Genomic DNA, 17,945 nt, shown 5'->3' with positions numbered 1-17,945 from the left:
TGCTCAAGTTGCTGGATCGATAAATGAATACTCCTGGTATTGCTTCGGTGGATAAATGAGTAATCAAAAGAATGCAACAGTATGAGCATGAGCATGGGGATGAGGGATGACTGCATGATCTAGTGATCTAGCGGGCATAGAAGTTAATGAGTTTGGTATTTGAGTTTGGTAATCAAGCTCGGTGTTCAGGGTTTGTATTTAAGTTGGTTATTCGATTTCAGTCTCTGAGTGATGGACAAATGGTGAAAGATTGTCTTTCATAAGGTGGACATTGTCGCTCGAGAGCATGAACCAAAGGGTGTACAATATGTAGATTGATTCGTTGTTGTCTGGTCTATATGTTGTAGTTGGATGAGGCTGAGAGAAGGGTGTCTTTTTAAAAAGCGTGTCCACTCTTTGAAAGACAAATTCCAGATATGTCCATGAGATGTGGAATAGTTACCTATGGAAGCTGAAGTATATGTATAATTAGTCGTGCAAGTGCAACGAAGGTGTAGATAGCGGTACAGGCTTATTCTATGAGAAGGCATGGGCTTGGATGGCTGTGGAGCTTTACTTTTCCCAAAAAAATATGGTCTGGGTGTCCAGGCAAAGGTTGTGAACCATGAAGGTTATTCTTTCTACATTAAATGCAAAGTATATCCATACCTCGCTGGCTTTGCGTTGTCTGAAGGCGTACAGTGAGAAGGATTTTGATATTGATATCGCCGAGTATACGATTAAAGACCCGGTCATGAATATTGTGTCTGATCTGTACCAACGTGGTGCGGACGTCATTGGGTTCTCGTGTTATATCTGGAACATTGAAGAGACGATTAAGGTTATTGATAATCTGAAAAAGGTTATGCCTGAGGTGAAAATTTTGCTGGGCGGGCCGGAAGTGTCCTATGACACGGAATATTGGATGAACCGGATTCCTAATGTGGATTTCATCGTTATGGGTGAAGGCGAAGAGACGCTGCATCAGCTGTTGACGGAGCTTACGGGCAGTAAGAAGTATCACTTTGTCTATGGACTGGCGTATCGCAAAGGGGAAGAGGTCATTCTCATGCCAGGACGCCCGAAGGCGGATCTGAACGATCTGCCGTCACCGCATCGATTTGAAGAGGATATCCCGGATCTCGGGAAGCGGGTTGTTTATTTTGAAACGAGTCGTGGTTGTCCATTCAGCTGTCAGTTCTGTCTATCCAGTATTGAGGTCGGCGTGCGGTATTACGATATCGAACGGACGAAGTCGGACATTCTGTACCTGATTGAGAAGGGTGCGAAGCTGATCAAGTTTGTAGACCGAACGTTCAACATCAAGCGGGATTACGCGCTGGAGATGTTCAAATTCCTGATTGAGAACCATCAGGGGACGGTTTTTCAGTTTGAAATTACCGCTGACATCATGCGTCCTGAGGTACTCGATTATCTGGCAGAGAATGCGCCGCCGGGTACGTTCCGATTCGAAATCGGGGTACAGTCCACGAATGATCCAACGAATGAATTGGTGAAACGCCGTCAGAACTTTACCAAGCTGAGCCGTACGGTGAACAAGGTGAAAGCCAGCGGCAAAATCGACCAGCATCTGGATCTCATCGCCGGACTACCGGAGGAAGATTACAATACGTTCCGTAAGACGTTTAACGATGTATTCGCTCTGGGGCCTGAAGAGCTTCAGCTCGGATTCCTCAAAATGCTGCGCGGTACGGGGCTGCGTCTCGATGCCGAGAAGTACAACTATACCTATATGGATCACGCGCCGTATGAGATTCTGGGCAGTGATGTGTTGCCGTTCAGCGACATCGTGCGCTTGAAGCGTCTGGAGGATGTGCTGGAGAAATACTGGAACGCACACCGGATGGATCATACGCTGAAGTATCTGATGGAGCAGGAGTTCAACTCGCCGTTTGATTTCTTCCAAGCGTTCGGGGATTACTGGGAAGGGCAAGGCTGGCAGAAGATTGGTCACCAATTGGAGGATCTATTCACCCGCCTGCACAGCTTCCTAGAGTCGCGGAATACGCCGCATATGGATATTGTGCTCGGTCTGATGAAGCTGGACTACTTCCTCGGACACAAGTACAAGCCACGCAAAATCTGGTGGGATGACGTACTCCAGAAAGACCAGTGGGCGGGTTACATGAAAACGCTGGCTGAACGTCCAGAAGACGTTCGTCTGCCACGTGTTGCCGGTGCCGCAGGCTCGGCATGGCTGGAAAGCAGCGGCACAGGTGCCAGTGCTGCTGTGGGAAGTTCGGCTGCTGCCGGGGAAGACTCTGCCGCAGATGCGGCGGGTATCATCGGCAGCGATGGCGGGGATGCTGCGGCGCTTGCAGCGCGCGACGCGGTTGAGTCCGCCACGGATGGAGCGGCGGACAGTGGGGACGGCAACGCTTCGCGTGCGTTGCCGATGACCTCGGCCATGACTGCACAGACGGTCATGGGTGCCCGTGATTTCGCCGACCTTGGTCTCGGCGAAAAAGAACTGCAGAAGCACGCCGTATTGGACGTGCTTCCGTTCCGGCTTGAGCGGGTGCTTGCTGGCGCTAGCCCGCTTGCCGCGAAAGGCCGGACGCTGCTGGTCGTTGTATACCAGCAGCATGAGGGGCAGCAGGCGCAGTATTACACGCTGCCGCTGGGAGAAGAAGCCGCTGCTATGTAGGTTGCAGCGGCAGGGGGAGCACCGCGATCATTGACGCGGTGCATCTCCATGAGGTGCTGCCCATTTGGGCGCAGCACCTCACTCTTACGCGCGGCTTGCCACTGCATAAGCCGCGCTCCGCTCTACCTTTTACAACAGCATATATGATCCGAAAGCATCGGAAGGTCGTCTGATTCCCTAGGGGAGGAAGAAGGGCCTTCCTTTTTGTTTTTCAGAATGATAGCAAAAGCAGAATCCACCCAATCTAAGGAGGTTTCCTATGAATGAACATGCTACGACCAAAGAGACGATTACGATATCAAAAGGTTCTGCTGGGGTACTGCACATTTATATTCCGTATAACCCTGCACACATTGAGCGGATTCGTCGGATCACGGGTAGAACGTGGCAAGCGAAAGAAAAAGTATGGGTCATCCCCTACACCACATCAGCTATACAGGAGTTCATGAATCAATTTAATCCAAAAGATGTTCAGATTGCTCCAGAGTTGTGGGTGGAAAGTGAGGATTTACAGCAATGGAAAGCTAGCAAGGGAAACAGTGCATGGAGCAAAGAACCATTACAGAAGGCATTAACATTACGAGGATGCAGTCGCAAAACGATCAAAGCCTATTGTAATCAGATCGAACGCTTTCTGAGTAGCTGCCAAATTGAAAGTACAGCTGTGACTACTTCTGTAGTTCAGACGTACTGTTTAGATTTGCTTGAGCGAGGAATCTCCCATTCCAGTGTGAACCAGACGATCAGCGCAATTCGCTTCTATTGCAAACATGTACTCCATCATCCTACAGAGATCCAGTATATTCGTCCCAAGAAGCAGACCAAGTTGCCACAAGTATTGTCTGAAAAAGAAGTGGCTCAATTACTCACATCCGTAACTAATCTCAAGCATAAAACGATTCTGTTTCTCACGTATTCGTCTGGTCTTCGTGTAGGTGAAGTCGTTCGTCTGCGGTGTAGCGATCTGGATATTGAGCGCCAGACCCTTATTGTAAGGCAGGGAAAAGGTCAGAAGGATCGAAGAACGCTACTCTCCCATCTAGCTTGGGAAATTGTGCAGGAATACATAACCGAGTTTAAACCCCATCGATGGTTGTTTCCGGGACAATCTTCGGATCGGCATCTGACCGAGCGTAGTGCGCAAAAGGTCTTTGAAGAAGCTAGACAATGCGCAGGCATTGTGAAAAAGGTTAGTATTCATGTCTTACGACACTCTTTCGCCACGCATTTACTGGAAAATGGAACAGACCTGCGCTATATCCAGGAGCTGCTTGGTCACACGAGTGCACGAACAACCCAGCGATATACGCATGTGAGTACAAAGAATATTCAGCGTATTCAGAGCCCGCTGGATCGTCTGGATCTGGGAGATTGAGGGCTTCTATAAATCTACCTTTTTCGCTAAATTCTTCTTCGCAAATACCAGTGCTTGGGGTATCATATACGTAGTCAGATATCAGCCAGGATCTGTGGTATTTACGAAGTACATAAATTAGATGTTATCTGAAAGATACTTAAAGCTAGAGAATAATTATAGAACACAATAAACAGAATTATTTTGAAGGAGTCCTATGGAGAAGTGGGAAAAACTTATTGAAATATTGTTAGATGAGAGTGCTTCAGATGCTGAGAGAGACGATGCGGCCATGGATCTAAGTGAATATAACCATAAAAATGTAATGAAGGCCTTAATGATAACAGCAAAACATGATAAAACTGACAACATGGTAAAAGCGAGCTGTGGTGAATCCCTAGCCCTGATTTTTATACAGAATGATCGATTTGAAAAAGAGATTTATAAACAACTAAGAGGCATAGCGAAGACAGAATTTGAAAGCAACATCAATTCAAAAAGAAACGATTGGAAGAAATACTTAGACATAGAGACATAAGGAGTAGGAAGAATCGGAGAAGACGTATCCATCAGATAACTGATATTCAAGCAGCGGCTCCGATGGAGCCTTGGTCTGCGAGATGGATTTCGTTGAGGCATTTCGGCAGACAACCCCTTCGGGGTTCATGAATACAGGAACGTTATCTGAAAGATACGTAAAGCTAGAGAAGAATTTTAAACAAACAATAATAGACATGAATGTTGAGGTAGTCCTGTGAAGAAGTGGGAAATGCTTATTGAAATATTAATAGATGAAAGAGCTTCAGATGCTGAGCGAGACGATGCAGCGATGGGTCTCAGTGAATATAATAATGAAACGGTAATAAAGGCTTTAGTGATCACTGCCAATCATGATTTAACGGATGCGATGATTAAAGTAAGTTGTGGAGAATCGTTAGCCATGATTTTAGTACAGAACGATCAATTTGAGAAAGAGATTTACAAGCAATTGAAAGGCATAGCGAAAATAGAATTTGAAAGCTATATCCGTTTATAGAGAAGCGATTGGAAGACTTATTTAAATACAGAAACCTAAGGAGTAAGAAGAATCGGAGAAGACGTATCCATCAGATAACATAATATTCACGCTGCGGGCATACGCCCTTGGTCCGGCATACGCCAGACACCCGACATGCGTCGGGTCGTGAATACAGGAACGTTATTGGAACAGACTTGCAATGGATTAAAGCCTTGAATGGATCGGATGAAAGAATTGAAAGGTCAAAAATCGATTAACAAAAAAGGATCAAAGAAGAGATCAAATGACATTGAAGGACAAAAGCGATTTTAAAAATCGGATTAAAAAAAGGTCAAGTAACATTCAAAAGATCAAAAGAGATTGAGGATCAAGGACATATTGAGAATGAAGACCAATGAAAATGAAATAACATAAAAAATGAGAACCATGAAAGATCAAAAAACACATACATGAAGAAACATAACATTGAAGAGAAATGTGCAGTAGATTCGAAGGAGGCAAGACCGTCCAATAACATCATATTCAAGCAGCGGCTCCGTTGGAGCCTTGGTCTGCGGGAAGGAATTCGAGGAGGGATTTCAGCAGACACCCCCTTCGGGGTTCATGAATACAGAAACGTTAAACGAAATTAATCTAAAACATATGATGTGGGAGGCTTAGAATATGACAAGGAAAAATCCAGAAGAAACGACGGTACAAATAAAACAATTTACTATTAAAGAGATAGATAGAGGAATCACTAAATTAGAACGTAGAGTTCAAGATATAGAAGAATTAAGAGAAATAACTGTTTACTCAGACCCAAAAGTTGAAAATGTTGAGGAAAGTATCAAAGAAACAATAAGAGAAGTTTATGGTCAGTTTTCGCCTGAGTTTATTAAATATCAACACTATGTCATTTGGGAAGGAGCATACGTAATTGGTGATTCGTTTTTAGGAAAACAAACAAAATTTCAATCGGGCATTGAACATGCAATTAGTATGTTAAACGGTTTGATAGAAAGATTGGCAGAGAAAAAATTTGATTTGGAACAAGATCCTGACACTATCAAAATTCAAACGTTCAATGGATTAAATTTGCATCCACGTATTTCTAATGTTTGTTTGAATTTATATAAAGATGGTCATTTTTCAAGTGCTGTATTCGAAGCGTCTAAATCATTGATTAATTATGTTAAAGAAAAATCAAAAAGACATGACTTAGATGGAACAAACTTAGTTAGAACAGTTTTTTCGAGAAATAAACCCATTTTAGGCTTTAATGACTTGATAGATCAGACTGATTTAGATGAACAAGAAGGAATCATGCACTTGTTTGAGGGAGTTGTAATGGGAATTCGAAATCCAAGAGGACATGGGAATATTACCGATGATCCTGATAGAGCTATGGACTATATCATTTTAATTAGCCTATTAGCATATAGAGTAGACGATTCAAGTAGCGTTTTAAGAGAAAATTAACTTCGTTTAACAGTATATTCACGCTGTGGACATTCGTCCTTGGTCCGGCATACGCCGGACACCCAACATTCGTTGGGTCGTGAATACAGGAACGTTATGGGAAATACCCAAGATCAAAAACATCAATTGAAGGATGTAAAACGTATGACTATTGACGATTTCGATTACTACGAGGATCAAAGCTTTGAATGGAATGGAATTTTGAACCTCTATACAAGTTCAGAATTTCTAAACGAAAAAGGAACGAGGTTTAGAATCCATGTATTAATGGCAGAAGACATTGAAGAATCCGAATTAGTTCTTTTAAGAGCATTTGGACAGTCATGGACGTGGGGAGAAGATCGCCGAATTCAGGCTTTCGAACTGCTGGATTTTCAATATAAAGATCAAAGAATCATTTTTGATTTTAGAACGATTAGAAAAAGTCAAAGATATGATGAAGTGAAATACTTTTTATTTGATTTAGGGTCAGTAATGGAAATGAGCAATAACAAGATTGAGGAAATTAAAGTAGAGAAGTTGAAGTGAAATTTGTAAATCAGGGTACATCCCATAACAATATATTCAAGCTGCGGACATACGTCCTTGGTCTGGCATTCGCCAGACACTCGACATACGTCGAGTCGTGAATACGGGAACGTTAGGTGAAATATTCGGAAATACATTAAATAAAATCATATAAAAGAATGAAAGGAGCAAAACATGGATATTATTCGAACTCAAAATCATGAGTTAATTAGTGAACTTAACCGAGAAGTACAACATATTCATGCTCAAATGTATCCGAATCATTTTAAAGAACATGATCACATAGCAGTAAGTGATTTTTTTAAATCAATCATGATGAATCCTAACTATCAATTTTATATTGTTGAGGAGCAAGGACAAGAACTGGGCTACATATGGATTGAAATAAAGGAACATCAAGAAAACCCATTTCGAAAATCATATAAGTCATTATATATACATCAATTAAATGTCATTAAAGCACATCGGAATCAAGGTCTTGGAAAACAATTAATGAATAAAGCCCATGAGATCGCTGCCCAAAACCAGATTAGCAAGATTGAAGTGGATTATTGGGTGAATAATGAAATTGCAAAGAATTTTTATGACAAGAGTGGATTTATAAGTTACAGAGAATATAGGTATAAAGATTTATAGTGCAACTGATGATTTGAATGTAATTCGAAGAAGCCGAATACATCACCTAACATAATATTCACGCTGCGGGCATACGCCCTTGATCCGGCATTCGCCGGATACTCGACAGTCGTCGAGTCGTGAATACAGGAACGTTAGGAGAAATGCCGAAGTCAAAAAATGAGTATTAATAGAGAACCCTTACACAAATAAAAAAGATTTTAGAAAAAACTACTAAAGGGATTAATTTAATGAAAAATTTAGAGAAAATTATCTGGATAGAAGCAGAACAATGGGCGAAAGGACAATGGGATAATGATGATGTAAATACTGATGTAATTGTAGTCTTTTCAAATCGAATGAAGTGGAGTGCAAGTTTCTTTACATATAAGAACATACAAACATTAAGAGAAAAGAATAGAAAAACCGGAGAATGTATGAATGGGGGGTATTTCTGTTCTAGTGATATGGTTCTAATTGATATTGGAAGTAAAGAAAGGATCTATGAAGTAGTAAATTTCTTAATTGAAACAGATGAATTTGAAACTGTGTTTACTAGGTATCCTGATGTTGAATTAATGGACGATGAATATTACCCTGAAGGATTCTTTATAAAAAATGAGGGATTATAAAATCTACTATATTCTTGGGTAATTCAGGCAGCACTTCTCCTAACATAATATTCAAGCCGCGGCTTCTATGGAGCCTTGGTCTGCTGGATGCATTTCAAAGATGAATTTCAGCAGACAACCCCTTTGGGGTTCATGAATACAGAAACGTTATGAGACATCATTGTGATATAAGTAGAGTAAAACGGATCAAGGCAGGAGAGATAGAAACCATGGATGACTTTACGAAGAAGCGGATTATGAAGATTATGGACAAATACACCAAAAATGCAGTACCAGAACATGTGAAAAGCCAAATTAGAATCAGTTATAAGATCAGAGGAAATCATGTGACATTGATTGAAGAAAGACAAGGATTTAAAAGTGATCAATGGGTGCAGATGCCAGTAGCTCAGTTCAGATTAGGTGATAATGAATGGAAAATATATTGGCAGGACAGTAAAGGGAAATGGCATTTCATAGATGACATCGAACCGAATGAGGATTTTGAAACACAGTTAAAGATAGTGGATGAAGGACACAACGGAATGTTTTGGGGATAGTTCGCAGAAGCCAATGACATCTCATAACATAATATTCAAGCAGCGGCTCCGATGGAGCCTTGGTCTGCGGAGGGATTTCGAAGAAGGCTTTCAGCAGACAACTCCTTCGGGGTTCATGAATACAGGAACGTTATCTGAAATCATAAAGATTTTAATAAAAACAAGGAGTGAAATTTATGGAAAATAGCTCTAATAAGTATTATTTAGAGACAAACGTATTATATTCAATGATTAACAGCATACCTAAATTAAAAAAAACAAGTGATGCAGCAACATCATTACTTGCTTACCAGGAAATAGTGTGGGGCATATCACCTGAACAGTATCACAAAAGAAAAATACTACTTACCAAATTAAAAGAGTCAGGATTAAAAATATACCCTTATTTGCCTGTAGAATGCATTTTGATTTCTTTTGGACTAGATGTTTCGAATGTTCCTTTGATAATAGAAGAAAAAAGGCTACTGTGGGGTCAGGTTAATCTTATAATTTCGTGTGAAAATTATGAAGACTACGCTTACGCCCTAAAGACACAATATGATATTGATATTGACGAAGCAAGTTATAAGATTCAAATGCGGGAAAAAAGCAAGCAAACAATTCTTCAAGATATTATAGAGAAAAATCACAAAGAAATTAAGAGAGAAAAAAACGAAAGAGCAGAATCACCTCAATATCATAAGATAAATATTGAAGATTTAATTTTTGATCCTGATAAGAAACCAGATCTAACAGTAGAAAGAGAACTTCTAATTGAAGCATTACAGATTTGTAAGTTCGACTTTCTTGACACTGAGATAGATGAGCTGTTATTAAATTATGACGGAAAGCAACTAGTCGCTTTTATACTAGGTAGATACTCATATACATGGAATCGAAGTCGGACTAATAGAACTCCAGATATAAATGATCCTATTGACATAAATCATTTACTGTACTTAAGAGATGAAAATCATATGATTATTTCTGATGATCGAATTTTTGAAACTGCTGCCTTAAGAAGCATGAGAATGAATTGTAGTGATTTTCGGAATGCTCATTTAACGTAGAGCTTTTACATCATTTTAAAATGACTTGGCATCAGATAACATCATATTCACGCTGCGGACATACGTCCTGGGTCCGGCATTCGCCGGACACTCGACATGCGTCGAGTCGTGAATACAGTGAACGTTATACGACAGAATTATATGAAAGCATTTTAAAAAAAGGGAGATCAAAAATGAATTCTGAAAATTTTTCATGGACAGAAGTCTACTCGTATTGGAGACATTTTGTTGAAAATTATAGCTATAAATCTATTGAAGATTCGATTTTTAAACAAGTTCAAATACAATCACAATCGAATCCTAATCTTAACATTGGAACTGGAATAATAGATTGGTGGCCATCTAATGAAATTGAATATAGAACAAAAAAGTTAAATGATAGAGGTATCCTAGGGGCTGATTGGGATACGGTAGTAGGTTTTAAACGGACTGCTGAAATGTTATGGGAAAACAAAGAAAATAATGAAAAACAAGCTCTAATTTGGATTGCTGCTGGATTGAATGAAATATTAACTCATCTTCCAGAAGAATGGAGAGGAAACTCATATAGATTTATCTTCGAAACTCAATTGAAAATTATGAAAGAATTCAATGATAGAAATATGTGGTCATGGCACGCCTCGACCAAGAATTTCTTGCCTGTCAAAGTTAATAAATTCATGGAATTATATTCTGCCCCGATGAAAATACATAATTTAATAAACATCATAGCTATCGATAATGTTCTTTCGAGAAATGCTTGGACATTAGTGCATGTTTCTCGAGAATGACTCCGTATAACATAATATTCTCGCTGAGGACATACTCACTTGGTTCAACATTTAGTAGGACACTCAGCATGGGCTGAGTCGTAAATAGAGGAACGTTATATGACAGCGCGATGATAGAAATTAAGGAGGGAACTTGTTATGACAAATAAAGAATACAAAGAGCTAGTAGAAGCTAAGTATGGTAAGTCCCTAAAAGAAATAATGTATGAATTGTGTGTGGATAGAAGATTAGATAAATGGGATGGAGCAAAAATATTAGACGTGCCTGAAAAAACATTTGTTGCTTGGAGAACCCAATTTCGTTTTGGTCCTGATCAATTAAGATATGATTATGCTGTAAAGAAGAGGATTGAAAGCATTAGTGAATATAAAGAGCAATTGGAAAACATAAATCTACGAAGAAAATTTACACATAATAAAGATAAATCCTTAAAAGGATTTCGAGAACTAGTTGAAAGGAAAATGGAACTGGAGAAGTCAAGAAGAACTTTATTAGAAGAAGAGGATTCGTTTAGTGATATGTCTGTTCTAATAAGAATTGGAATGCTTGAAGGTGTGCTAAACTATCTAGATGAGTATGAAAAGCACGAGAAGAATATAGAAGCTCATTTTCTTAAAGAAGTAGAGATGATGGAGTTATTCTTAAACAGAGAAGTCTAAAACAATTAACTTAAGGAACCGACATACAATAGTACATTCACACTTCGGATAAGTTGCGTTCCGGCAGAGGGATTCCTAGGAAGTTGGTGTAGCTGTATACCCTCGCATTGCGAATACAGGAACGTTATACGACAGAATCAAAAAGAATAGAAAAGAGGATCATATGATCCTCTAAATGCTAGAGTTTTGCAATTCACCAAAAAGTTGTAGTGCGTCTTTGAAACCTTGTATGTAGATACTTCTTTCTAAGATGGATTGAAGAGAAATTTGAGCGTCTTCGTAAAGAAAAACTGTATGTTGAAGTTGATCAGGCAAAGCATCGCGAAGTGTTTTAAAGTATTGATCTGTCTCAGTAGAAAGTTGATTGTATTCCGTATGGCATTTCACAAGTTCAGTATAGAGTAATTCTAGACGTATTCTGATCAGCGGTTCTGTTAGCAATTCTAATGTATTAATCATATAATATCCCTCCCTTTATTAACTCTACAGAGTTATTATATAACCTTATAGAGTTAATTACAAGGTGGATATTTGACTTTGTAGAGTTAAATATTCGCTTTTCGTTGATGATTACTAATGAGGGAGATAAGATAGAACTATGGAGGGGAAAAGATGAACGTAATCAAGTGCAATATACGAGAACTCATGGCAGAACATCGAATAGATGATATAACAGAATTGATGGCAAAATCGGGCTTAAGTCGGAATTCGATCAATAAGCTCTATAGGGAAACTAATATAGAAACAACAAAGCTGGAAACCTTATTCAAGCTATGCGATACATTTAATTGTAAATTATCTGAATTGATTGAATACGTACCTGAAGAAGAAAAATAATGAAGTTATATTCGAGAAGTGATTCCGTCGTATAACATAATATTAACGCTGCGGCTCCTTTGGAGCCTTGGTCTGCTGGATGAATTTTGTGGAAGCGTTTCAGCAGACACATCCGACTACGTCGAACGTCGTGAATACGGGAACGTTAGATGAAAGGAACGTAACACATGAATCTATACACTAAATACAAACCCGAAAAGAAAGATGAGAGATTCATTCTTCAAACCATAACAATGAGATGGGGAAAGGAAGTAAGGGGGGCACCCTTTTCGACTGCACGAAATAATTTTCAAAAAGCATTTCAGCTCCCCGAAGCCTTATTTAGCTATTCTACGAGTTATGGTCTTCCTTACCACGAGCTTCTTATTGTACAAGACAAAAAGGGAATTGAGATTATCAATCAAAGAACTCCTATTTTAGATCCTTCTCAAAAAAGTTGGAGAATAGGAAATATAGAAATTGAACGAACAGAATCAGAATATCTTTTGACCTTCAATTACTCATATGACTGTGGCAAACCAGTAAGAGTTGATCAGTTTCATCATGCTTTAGTAGAGAAGGCTTTTGGATTAAAAGCTAATGAATATGGCAGGATTGTTTATAATGGAAGACATATTTTTCAGGACACAGGGGAATGGTACTACGAATTACATATAATCAATGTCATATCTACCGAAGATAAGAACCGAGATATACTGATTGATAAAGAACCCTTAAAGCAATACAACCAATTAGGAATTCTTTTCTAGCTAATTCAAAGAAAACGTTCCCACCATCTAACATAATATTCAAGCTGCGGCTCCTTTGGAGCAGTGGTCTGCAAGTTGGATTCCAGAGAGGTATTTCAGCAAACAACCCTTTGGGTTCATGAATACAGAAACGTTAGCTGAAACCCCTAAAATATATAAAATCAAAGGAGGATATCTCAATGGAGATACTAAAAAGTATTTGGGAATGGAATATAGCCCCAGTACCATTGATTGTAGCTTTATCATTTTACTTTATTCCTATTTATTGGAGACGATATAAAAGTAATATATATACTCCAATTTATTTTTCTATTTATCCTCTTGCAAAGTTAAACGTTCCTCTGGCTGCTTATTTAGGAGAAAGCTTTATTGATGATTATATCGCTGACGATGTTGCTGAAAGAGAGAAAAAGATAATTAAAGTAAAGAGTATTTTTTCCTCTGTTATTTTTGTAATTGTGATTCCATTGTTGTTAGCGCTAGTATGGTCTTTTATGCTTACTGAAGAGCAATTTTTTATTGCAACGCTAGTAGTCTTTATATCTGTTGTCTTAAGATTTACTAGCACTGTAAGAAACTTTAATAGATATACAACAGCAAGTTCAAGAAGAGGATTCCTATCGTTTTTTTATAGCTGCGTTCTTTTTGTGTTTTTTTATATTTTGCTTAGAGCCCACTTTTGGATTTCTCCAATGATTAATTCGAAAAATTACTGGGGTATTATCACACAATTCGGCGATTTCTTTGTAATAGAGGTAATGATAGGTATAGTCCTTGTAGGAATATTGATTCCTGTAATTATCACGCTTGTTTTTGATAAAGAAGTTAGGAGAACGAACTATGAAGAATACAAAAAGTGGCAGCAGGAGTCAGCAACAGCTTATTCGGAATTTGAACGAGCAGATCAAGAAGAACCCTCTTCCAGCAGCGATCATTCTAGTTGAATCTGAGTTTCGCCCTCTTCCAATCCGTCTATTTGAGTATTTATTTTTTTTATATTGTTCTATTATGGGTCGAGGTCGAATTTTAAAATTATCTTTAGGTCTTTCTCAAGTTCAATTCAGATATTGGTTAGATTATTATAGATATAATAAATCATTTTTTCAGTTTGTTCGTTTGTTTGAGAATCAAAAGTCAAATTATTACATTGTAGAGTGGTATATTAATCAAAAAAAATTCAGAGATTTATTAGATTTATCAGAGATATATACTGGTAAGAAGAACATGTATTATGTTAAAAAGTTGATTAAGGCATTAGAGATAATAGAAATAACTAGGAGTGAACAGTATGAGTTTTCTTCAAGGTTTAAGTAATAAAAACATAATTGATAATTGGGATACATTAATTAGTCACTCGTTAAAAAAGTCGGACTATACAATCAGAGAAAAAATTGAAAAAGGTCAGGATCAAATAATAAAGAGTCGTAAACAACTTGGTGCTACTTCATGGTTTGTTATTGAGTGTTTTGAACTACCTGAAAATTATTTTGCTGTGATGTTGGAAGAAGGTCATGTAATTAACTACGTACTATTGAAGTATGTTCAAACTAAGAATGAGTTTTTTTCAATATATGAATCAAATATAAAGGAGAACGATGGATAATTCCAAGAAGGGCGGAACATCAGCTAACAACATATTCACGCAGTGGGGCTATTGCCCCTTGGTTGACAGATGTATCATCATGGAAGAAGGCTCAGTCAACAAACGCGCCAGCCTAAGATAAGAGCTATCTAAGGATGGTGCGTTTCGTGAATACAACAACGTTATACGAAAGGACCGAAGCGGTGATATTTAATAAACCACTTGACCCATACGATTTTTTTCTTCAGTCCGAAGATAAAAAATCACATATCCTTTTTTTATTTAAAGACGTTGAATTAGAGCGATATAAATCCATTAACTACTTGGTCTATATTAAGGACGATCAGTTTGCTGGACAAGCCGAGATCAGGATTGAGCATGAAAAAATCCATGACTGTATGGAAGGACTTTTAAAAGCTGAAAATAGCGAAGTCAAAACGATTCAATTAAAAGCAATGAGTGACGAGGAATTTGAAATGAGTTTTATCGATCAAAAAATGGGGCATTATGACATTGCCTATTGCATTACAAAGAGAAGATATTCAAGAGGCGAATTAATAGAAACGACATTAAAAGGCTCTTTTGACTACGATAGTGAATTTTTAAACCTACTGAAAGAGAGTTTGAAAAGAATTAATAGAGTGTTGTCTTAAACATTTGTGAGTAATTCAAGGTTCCTTCGTATAACATAATATTCACGCTGCGTGCACTCGCCCTTGATCCGGCATTCGCCGGACACTCAGCATACTCTGAGTCGTGAATACAGGAACGTTAAGCGAAATAAACAATGTACACAAATAAATAGATCATTTTAAAGAATTTTAATTTAGGGGGCATTCTCATGAATGTAATTGAGAAGTTTTTGAAAAGCTATTCAAAAGAGTACGACTTTTACTTAAAACTAGCTCAAATGTGTGCTACTCAATGTGAAAATATACTTGAAGGAAGTGGAATCAGAGCCATAGTGACGCATAGAGCAAAAAGACCAGATAGACTTAAAAGAAAGCTTGAAAAAAGAATGATAGAGAAAAAGTATAAAAGCGTAGACTCAATTTACAAGGATATTGTAGATCTTGCTGGAGTAAGAATTGCAATATATTTTCCTGGCGATAGAGAAGAAATTAATAATTTTATTGCAAAAAATTTCTTTGTACATAGTAAGAAGGAATTTCCGAGTACAGCTACTCCGTCATATGAAAAAAGATTTTCTGGTTATTGGGCGTATCATTATCGTGTTTCTCTAAGACCAGAAATATTAACAGATACAAATAAGAGATACACTGATGCCGTTATAGAAATACAAGTAGCATCGGTATTAATGCATGCATGGTCTGAAGTTGAACATGATCTAGTTTATAAACCTTTAAGTGGGGAGCTTTCAATAGAGGAATACCAAATATTAGATGAGTTAAATGGCCTTGTTTTAACTGGAGAAATTGCTTTGGAACGTTTGCAAAACGCAGCAAAAAATCGTGTCTCAAAAACAGATAGAGAATTTAATAATCATTATGAATTATCAGCTTATCTTTATGATTTAATGAAAAAGCATATTAAAAAAGGCGACTATGAACCTGTCATGGGAAGAGCAGATGTGTTGTATAGATTTTTGCAATATGTTGAATTAAACTCTCCTCAAAAGTTGTCTCAATTTACTGTAGATTTAGATCCTGATACTGAAAATCGCCCAATAGTAGATCAGCTTGTAGATAGGATTTTGTTAGGAAATGAAAAGAACTATGAATTTTATAGCAGAGCAAAAAATGAAATTGGAACTAGGAATCCTTATAGCATCAAAAATGAAAAAGTATTGTCTTTGACAAATAATAAATTGGCGCTAGGGGTATTTTTGTCTAAGTGGATTGTTTTTGAATCTACACTAAGAAAGATTTCTAATATCCAAAGAAATAATGCGATCATAGCATTAGAAGCAAGAAATCAGGTGTTTAATTTTAGACAGATAGAGTCTTTAGAGATTTTTGATCAAGCATCATTATTTGAGATAAATAGTATTAGAAGACTTAGAAATGAAGCTGTACATGGAATTAGGGCGTATCCTGATGAGGTGTTGATTAATGCTTCTGCTACTTTAGAAGCAGTCTTAAAACATAGTGTAGAGAACGTTCCAAATGAATATAAAGAAATAATGAACAATGCAATTAATGAAATGCAAAGAATCAACATATGAAAAATCATATAAATTATGTAATTATTTATTAGTAGTTCGATAAAAAGTTTACTTCGCTTAACATAATATGCACGCTGTAGGCATACGCCCTTGGTCTGGCATTCGCCAGACACTCGACATACGTCGAGTCGTGAATACAGGAACGTTATAGGAAATCAGCCGAAATTCATGAAAGTAAAACAGTTATTGTCAAAGGAGAGCTTGTATACATGATCTCTACTTACGTTCGACGCATTCAAAAAGTTTATCCAGATTTACATATTCAAGATGTAAAACAAAATGAGATCGGTCAGAATAATGACGTATTTATTATTAATCGATCTCTCGTCTTTAGGTTTCCTAAGTATAAGCAAGGATTAGAAAAATTTAAGCGAGAAACAGAATTGTTAGAAACAATTAGAAAGACTGTAACTCTGCAGATTCCCTATCCGGCCTATCAATCATTCGATGAGTTGGAGGTGGGTAAGACCTTTATGGGTTATTCACTGATTGAAGGCGCTCCTTTATGGAAGGACGAATTAATAACTATCAAAAGCCAAAAATTTATAGATGAAATTGCCTCACAACTTGTTATGTTTCTTATTGAACTCCATTCCATAGACATACCGAAAGCGGTAGGATTGCAAAAACAGTATGAAAGTGTACATGGAACTATAGAAGTTTTGTTCACTAGAATAAAAGAAAAACTATTTCCATTTATGCGGTTAGATGCGCGAGAAAAAGTAGTAGAGAACTTTAATGCATTTTTAAATAATATTGATAATCAGAGTTTGAAGAAAACTTTGATTCATGGAGACTTTGGAGCAAGCAATATTATATGGAATCCAAAAGATAAAAGAATTGCAGGCATTATTGACTTCGGAGGCTCAGGACTTGGGGATCCAGCCTATGACTTAGCAGGAATTCTTTCTAGCTACGGAGAAGAATTTTTTGAAATCTGCACGAAGTTATACCCGAATGGAAGACAAATTTCAGAAAGAGTCCATTTTTATAGAAGTACCTTTGCTTTACAGGAAGCTCTACATGGGATAGATCATAATGATGCAGAAGCTTTTGAAGACGGAATTAAAGAATTTAGATAGAACCACTTAATTGTTTGTTTGTGGTTGTGAATGAATGAGCAATAACAATTTATCTTTAGTGTTTCAAAGAAGAAGCTGAAATCCTATAACATAATATTCACGCTGCCGCTCCTTGTGGAGCCTTGGTCTGCGGAGGGATTTATAGGAGTAATTTCAGCAGACAACCCCGTTGGGGTTCATGAATACGGGAACGTTATAGGAAATCAGCGTTAGAGCATAAAGACGAAAATTCTTTAG

General features: G+C 37.8%; 20 protein-coding genes. 19 read left to right on the top strand and 1 reads right to left on the bottom strand.

Annotated elements, in window-relative coordinates; genetic code table 11:
* Positions 1-604: 604 nt before the first annotated feature.
* From ASD24_RS19665 to ASD24_RS19610, 12 genes are all read left to right on the top strand, one after another.
* A complete protein-coding gene (locus ASD24_RS19665) occupies positions 605-2,647 on the top strand; it encodes a B12-binding domain-containing radical SAM protein (RefSeq protein WP_056699295.1) in 2,043 nt (680 codons plus the stop codon).
* Between the two features lie 259 nt (positions 2,648-2,906).
* Positions 2,907-4,022, top strand: a complete 1,116-nt coding sequence (locus ASD24_RS19660) for a tyrosine-type recombinase/integrase (protein ID WP_327205252.1) — start codon at positions 2,907-2,909, stop codon at positions 4,020-4,022.
* Positions 4,023-4,218: 196 nt separating this feature from the next.
* Complete coding sequence (locus ASD24_RS19655; RefSeq protein WP_056699293.1) at positions 4,219-4,539, top strand: hypothetical protein; 321 nt, start codon at positions 4,219-4,221, stop codon at positions 4,537-4,539.
* A gap of 216 nt (positions 4,540-4,755) precedes the next feature.
* Positions 4,756-5,037, top strand: a complete 282-nt coding sequence (locus ASD24_RS19650) for a hypothetical protein (protein WP_082560470.1) — start codon at positions 4,756-4,758, stop codon at positions 5,035-5,037.
* A 645-nt stretch (positions 5,038-5,682) separates the two neighbouring features.
* Positions 5,683-6,480 carry a TIGR02391 family protein gene (locus tag ASD24_RS19645; RefSeq protein ID WP_056699288.1) on the top strand — a complete coding sequence of 266 codons (798 nt, stop codon included), beginning with the start codon at positions 5,683-5,685 and terminating at the stop codon, positions 6,478-6,480.
* Between the two features lie 144 nt (positions 6,481-6,624).
* Entirely contained in the window at positions 6,625-7,008 is a 384-nt protein-coding gene (locus tag ASD24_RS19640) for a hypothetical protein (protein WP_056699286.1), read from the top strand.
* A 174-nt stretch (positions 7,009-7,182) separates the two neighbouring features.
* Positions 7,183-7,644: a GNAT family N-acetyltransferase gene (locus ASD24_RS19635; RefSeq protein ID WP_056699281.1), complete on the top strand. Its 462-nt coding sequence runs from the start codon at positions 7,183-7,185 to the stop codon at positions 7,642-7,644.
* A 230-nt stretch (positions 7,645-7,874) separates the two neighbouring features.
* Positions 7,875-8,255 carry a hypothetical protein gene (locus tag ASD24_RS19630; protein WP_056699279.1) on the top strand — a complete coding sequence of 127 codons (381 nt, stop codon included), beginning with the start codon at positions 7,875-7,877 and terminating at the stop codon, positions 8,253-8,255.
* Positions 8,256-8,464: 209 nt separating this feature from the next.
* The gene (locus tag ASD24_RS31085; protein ID WP_235540689.1) at positions 8,465-8,794 is read left to right on the top strand and encodes a DUF3024 domain-containing protein; all 330 of its coding nucleotides are present in this window, start codon (positions 8,465-8,467) and stop codon (positions 8,792-8,794) included.
* A gap of 176 nt (positions 8,795-8,970) precedes the next feature.
* The gene (locus ASD24_RS19620) at positions 8,971-9,843 is read left to right on the top strand and encodes a hypothetical protein (protein ID WP_056699272.1); all 873 of its coding nucleotides are present in this window, start codon (positions 8,971-8,973) and stop codon (positions 9,841-9,843) included.
* Between the two features lie 173 nt (positions 9,844-10,016).
* A complete protein-coding gene (locus tag ASD24_RS19615) occupies positions 10,017-10,613 on the top strand; it encodes a hypothetical protein (protein ID WP_056699268.1) in 597 nt (198 codons plus the stop codon).
* 138 nt (positions 10,614-10,751) lie between these two features.
* Positions 10,752-11,273: a hypothetical protein gene (locus ASD24_RS19610; protein ID WP_056699265.1), complete on the top strand. Its 522-nt coding sequence runs from the start codon at positions 10,752-10,754 to the stop codon at positions 11,271-11,273.
* Positions 11,274-11,444: 171 nt separating this feature from the next.
* Here ASD24_RS19610 and ASD24_RS19605 read toward each other — a convergent pair whose 3' ends face one another.
* Complete coding sequence (locus ASD24_RS19605) at positions 11,445-11,732, bottom strand: DUF6809 family protein (protein WP_056699262.1); 288 nt, start codon at positions 11,730-11,732, stop codon at positions 11,445-11,447.
* 153 nt (positions 11,733-11,885) lie between these two features.
* Here ASD24_RS19605 and ASD24_RS19600 point away from each other — a divergent pair, with 153 nt between their 5' ends.
* The 7 genes from ASD24_RS19600 (at position 11,886) to ASD24_RS19570 (ending at position 17,708) form a co-directional block, all read left to right on the top strand.
* Positions 11,886-12,110 carry a helix-turn-helix domain-containing protein gene (locus tag ASD24_RS19600; protein WP_056699258.1) on the top strand — a complete coding sequence of 75 codons (225 nt, stop codon included), beginning with the start codon at positions 11,886-11,888 and terminating at the stop codon, positions 12,108-12,110.
* Between the two features lie 167 nt (positions 12,111-12,277).
* Entirely contained in the window at positions 12,278-12,859 is a 582-nt protein-coding gene (locus ASD24_RS30775; protein ID WP_200956170.1) for a hypothetical protein, read from the top strand.
* Positions 12,860-13,038: 179 nt separating this feature from the next.
* Positions 13,039-13,803, top strand: a complete 765-nt coding sequence (locus ASD24_RS19590; protein WP_056699255.1) for a hypothetical protein — start codon at positions 13,039-13,041, stop codon at positions 13,801-13,803.
* 344 nt (positions 13,804-14,147) lie between these two features.
* Positions 14,148-14,462: a hypothetical protein gene (locus ASD24_RS19585; RefSeq protein WP_056699252.1), complete on the top strand. Its 315-nt coding sequence runs from the start codon at positions 14,148-14,150 to the stop codon at positions 14,460-14,462.
* Positions 14,463-14,608: 146 nt separating this feature from the next.
* On the top strand, positions 14,609-15,094 hold the full coding sequence (locus ASD24_RS19580) for a hypothetical protein (protein ID WP_056699249.1): 486 nt from the start codon (positions 14,609-14,611) through the stop codon (positions 15,092-15,094).
* A 188-nt stretch (positions 15,095-15,282) separates the two neighbouring features.
* Positions 15,283-16,626, top strand: coding sequence for a GTP pyrophosphokinase (locus ASD24_RS19575; RefSeq protein ID WP_056699247.1), 1,344 nt, complete (start codon positions 15,283-15,285; stop codon positions 16,624-16,626).
* 209 nt (positions 16,627-16,835) lie between these two features.
* The gene (locus ASD24_RS19570; RefSeq protein WP_056699245.1) at positions 16,836-17,708 is read left to right on the top strand and encodes a phosphotransferase family protein; all 873 of its coding nucleotides are present in this window, start codon (positions 16,836-16,838) and stop codon (positions 17,706-17,708) included.
* The last annotated feature ends 237 nt before the right edge of the window (positions 17,709-17,945 follow it).

This window comes from Paenibacillus sp. Root52 (genome assembly GCF_001426865.1).
Taxonomy (GTDB): Bacteria; Bacillota; Bacilli; order Paenibacillales; family Paenibacillaceae; genus Paenibacillus.
The sequence above is the reverse complement of the archived record's forward strand: the minus strand, read 5'-3'. Positions and strand labels throughout refer to the sequence as shown.

Bases quoted from the DNA above. Each gene is read 5' to 3' on its own strand.
- ASD24_RS19665 (WP_056699295.1), top strand. From the start codon at position 605: ATGAAGGTTATTCTTTCTACATTAAATGCAAAGTATATCCATACCTCG.
- ASD24_RS19660 (WP_327205252.1), top strand. From the start codon at position 2,907: ATGAATGAACATGCTACGACCAAAGAGACGATTACGATATCAAAAGGT.
- ASD24_RS19655 (WP_056699293.1), top strand. From the start codon at position 4,219: ATGGAGAAGTGGGAAAAACTTATTGAAATATTGTTAGATGAGAGTGCT.
- ASD24_RS19645 (WP_056699288.1), top strand. From the start codon at position 5,683: ATGACAAGGAAAAATCCAGAAGAAACGACGGTACAAATAAAACAATTT.
- ASD24_RS19640 (WP_056699286.1), top strand. From the start codon at position 6,625: ATGACTATTGACGATTTCGATTACTACGAGGATCAAAGCTTTGAATGG.
- ASD24_RS19635 (WP_056699281.1), top strand. From the start codon at position 7,183: ATGGATATTATTCGAACTCAAAATCATGAGTTAATTAGTGAACTTAAC.
- ASD24_RS19630 (WP_056699279.1), top strand. From the start codon at position 7,875: ATGAAAAATTTAGAGAAAATTATCTGGATAGAAGCAGAACAATGGGCG.
- ASD24_RS31085 (WP_235540689.1), top strand. From the start codon at position 8,465: ATGGATGACTTTACGAAGAAGCGGATTATGAAGATTATGGACAAATAC.
- ASD24_RS19620 (WP_056699272.1), top strand. From the start codon at position 8,971: ATGGAAAATAGCTCTAATAAGTATTATTTAGAGACAAACGTATTATAT.
- ASD24_RS19615 (WP_056699268.1), top strand. From the start codon at position 10,017: ATGAATTCTGAAAATTTTTCATGGACAGAAGTCTACTCGTATTGGAGA.
- ASD24_RS19610 (WP_056699265.1), top strand. From the start codon at position 10,752: ATGACAAATAAAGAATACAAAGAGCTAGTAGAAGCTAAGTATGGTAAG.
- ASD24_RS19605 (WP_056699262.1), bottom strand. From the start codon at position 11,732: ATGATTAATACATTAGAATTGCTAACAGAACCGCTGATCAGAATACGT.
- ASD24_RS19600 (WP_056699258.1), top strand. From the start codon at position 11,886: ATGAACGTAATCAAGTGCAATATACGAGAACTCATGGCAGAACATCGA.
- ASD24_RS30775 (WP_200956170.1), top strand. From the start codon at position 12,278: ATGAATCTATACACTAAATACAAACCCGAAAAGAAAGATGAGAGATTC.
- ASD24_RS19590 (WP_056699255.1), top strand. From the start codon at position 13,039: ATGGAGATACTAAAAAGTATTTGGGAATGGAATATAGCCCCAGTACCA.
- ASD24_RS19585 (WP_056699252.1), top strand. From the start codon at position 14,148: ATGAGTTTTCTTCAAGGTTTAAGTAATAAAAACATAATTGATAATTGG.
- ASD24_RS19575 (WP_056699247.1), top strand. From the start codon at position 15,283: ATGAATGTAATTGAGAAGTTTTTGAAAAGCTATTCAAAAGAGTACGAC.
- ASD24_RS19570 (WP_056699245.1), top strand. From the start codon at position 16,836: ATGATCTCTACTTACGTTCGACGCATTCAAAAAGTTTATCCAGATTTA.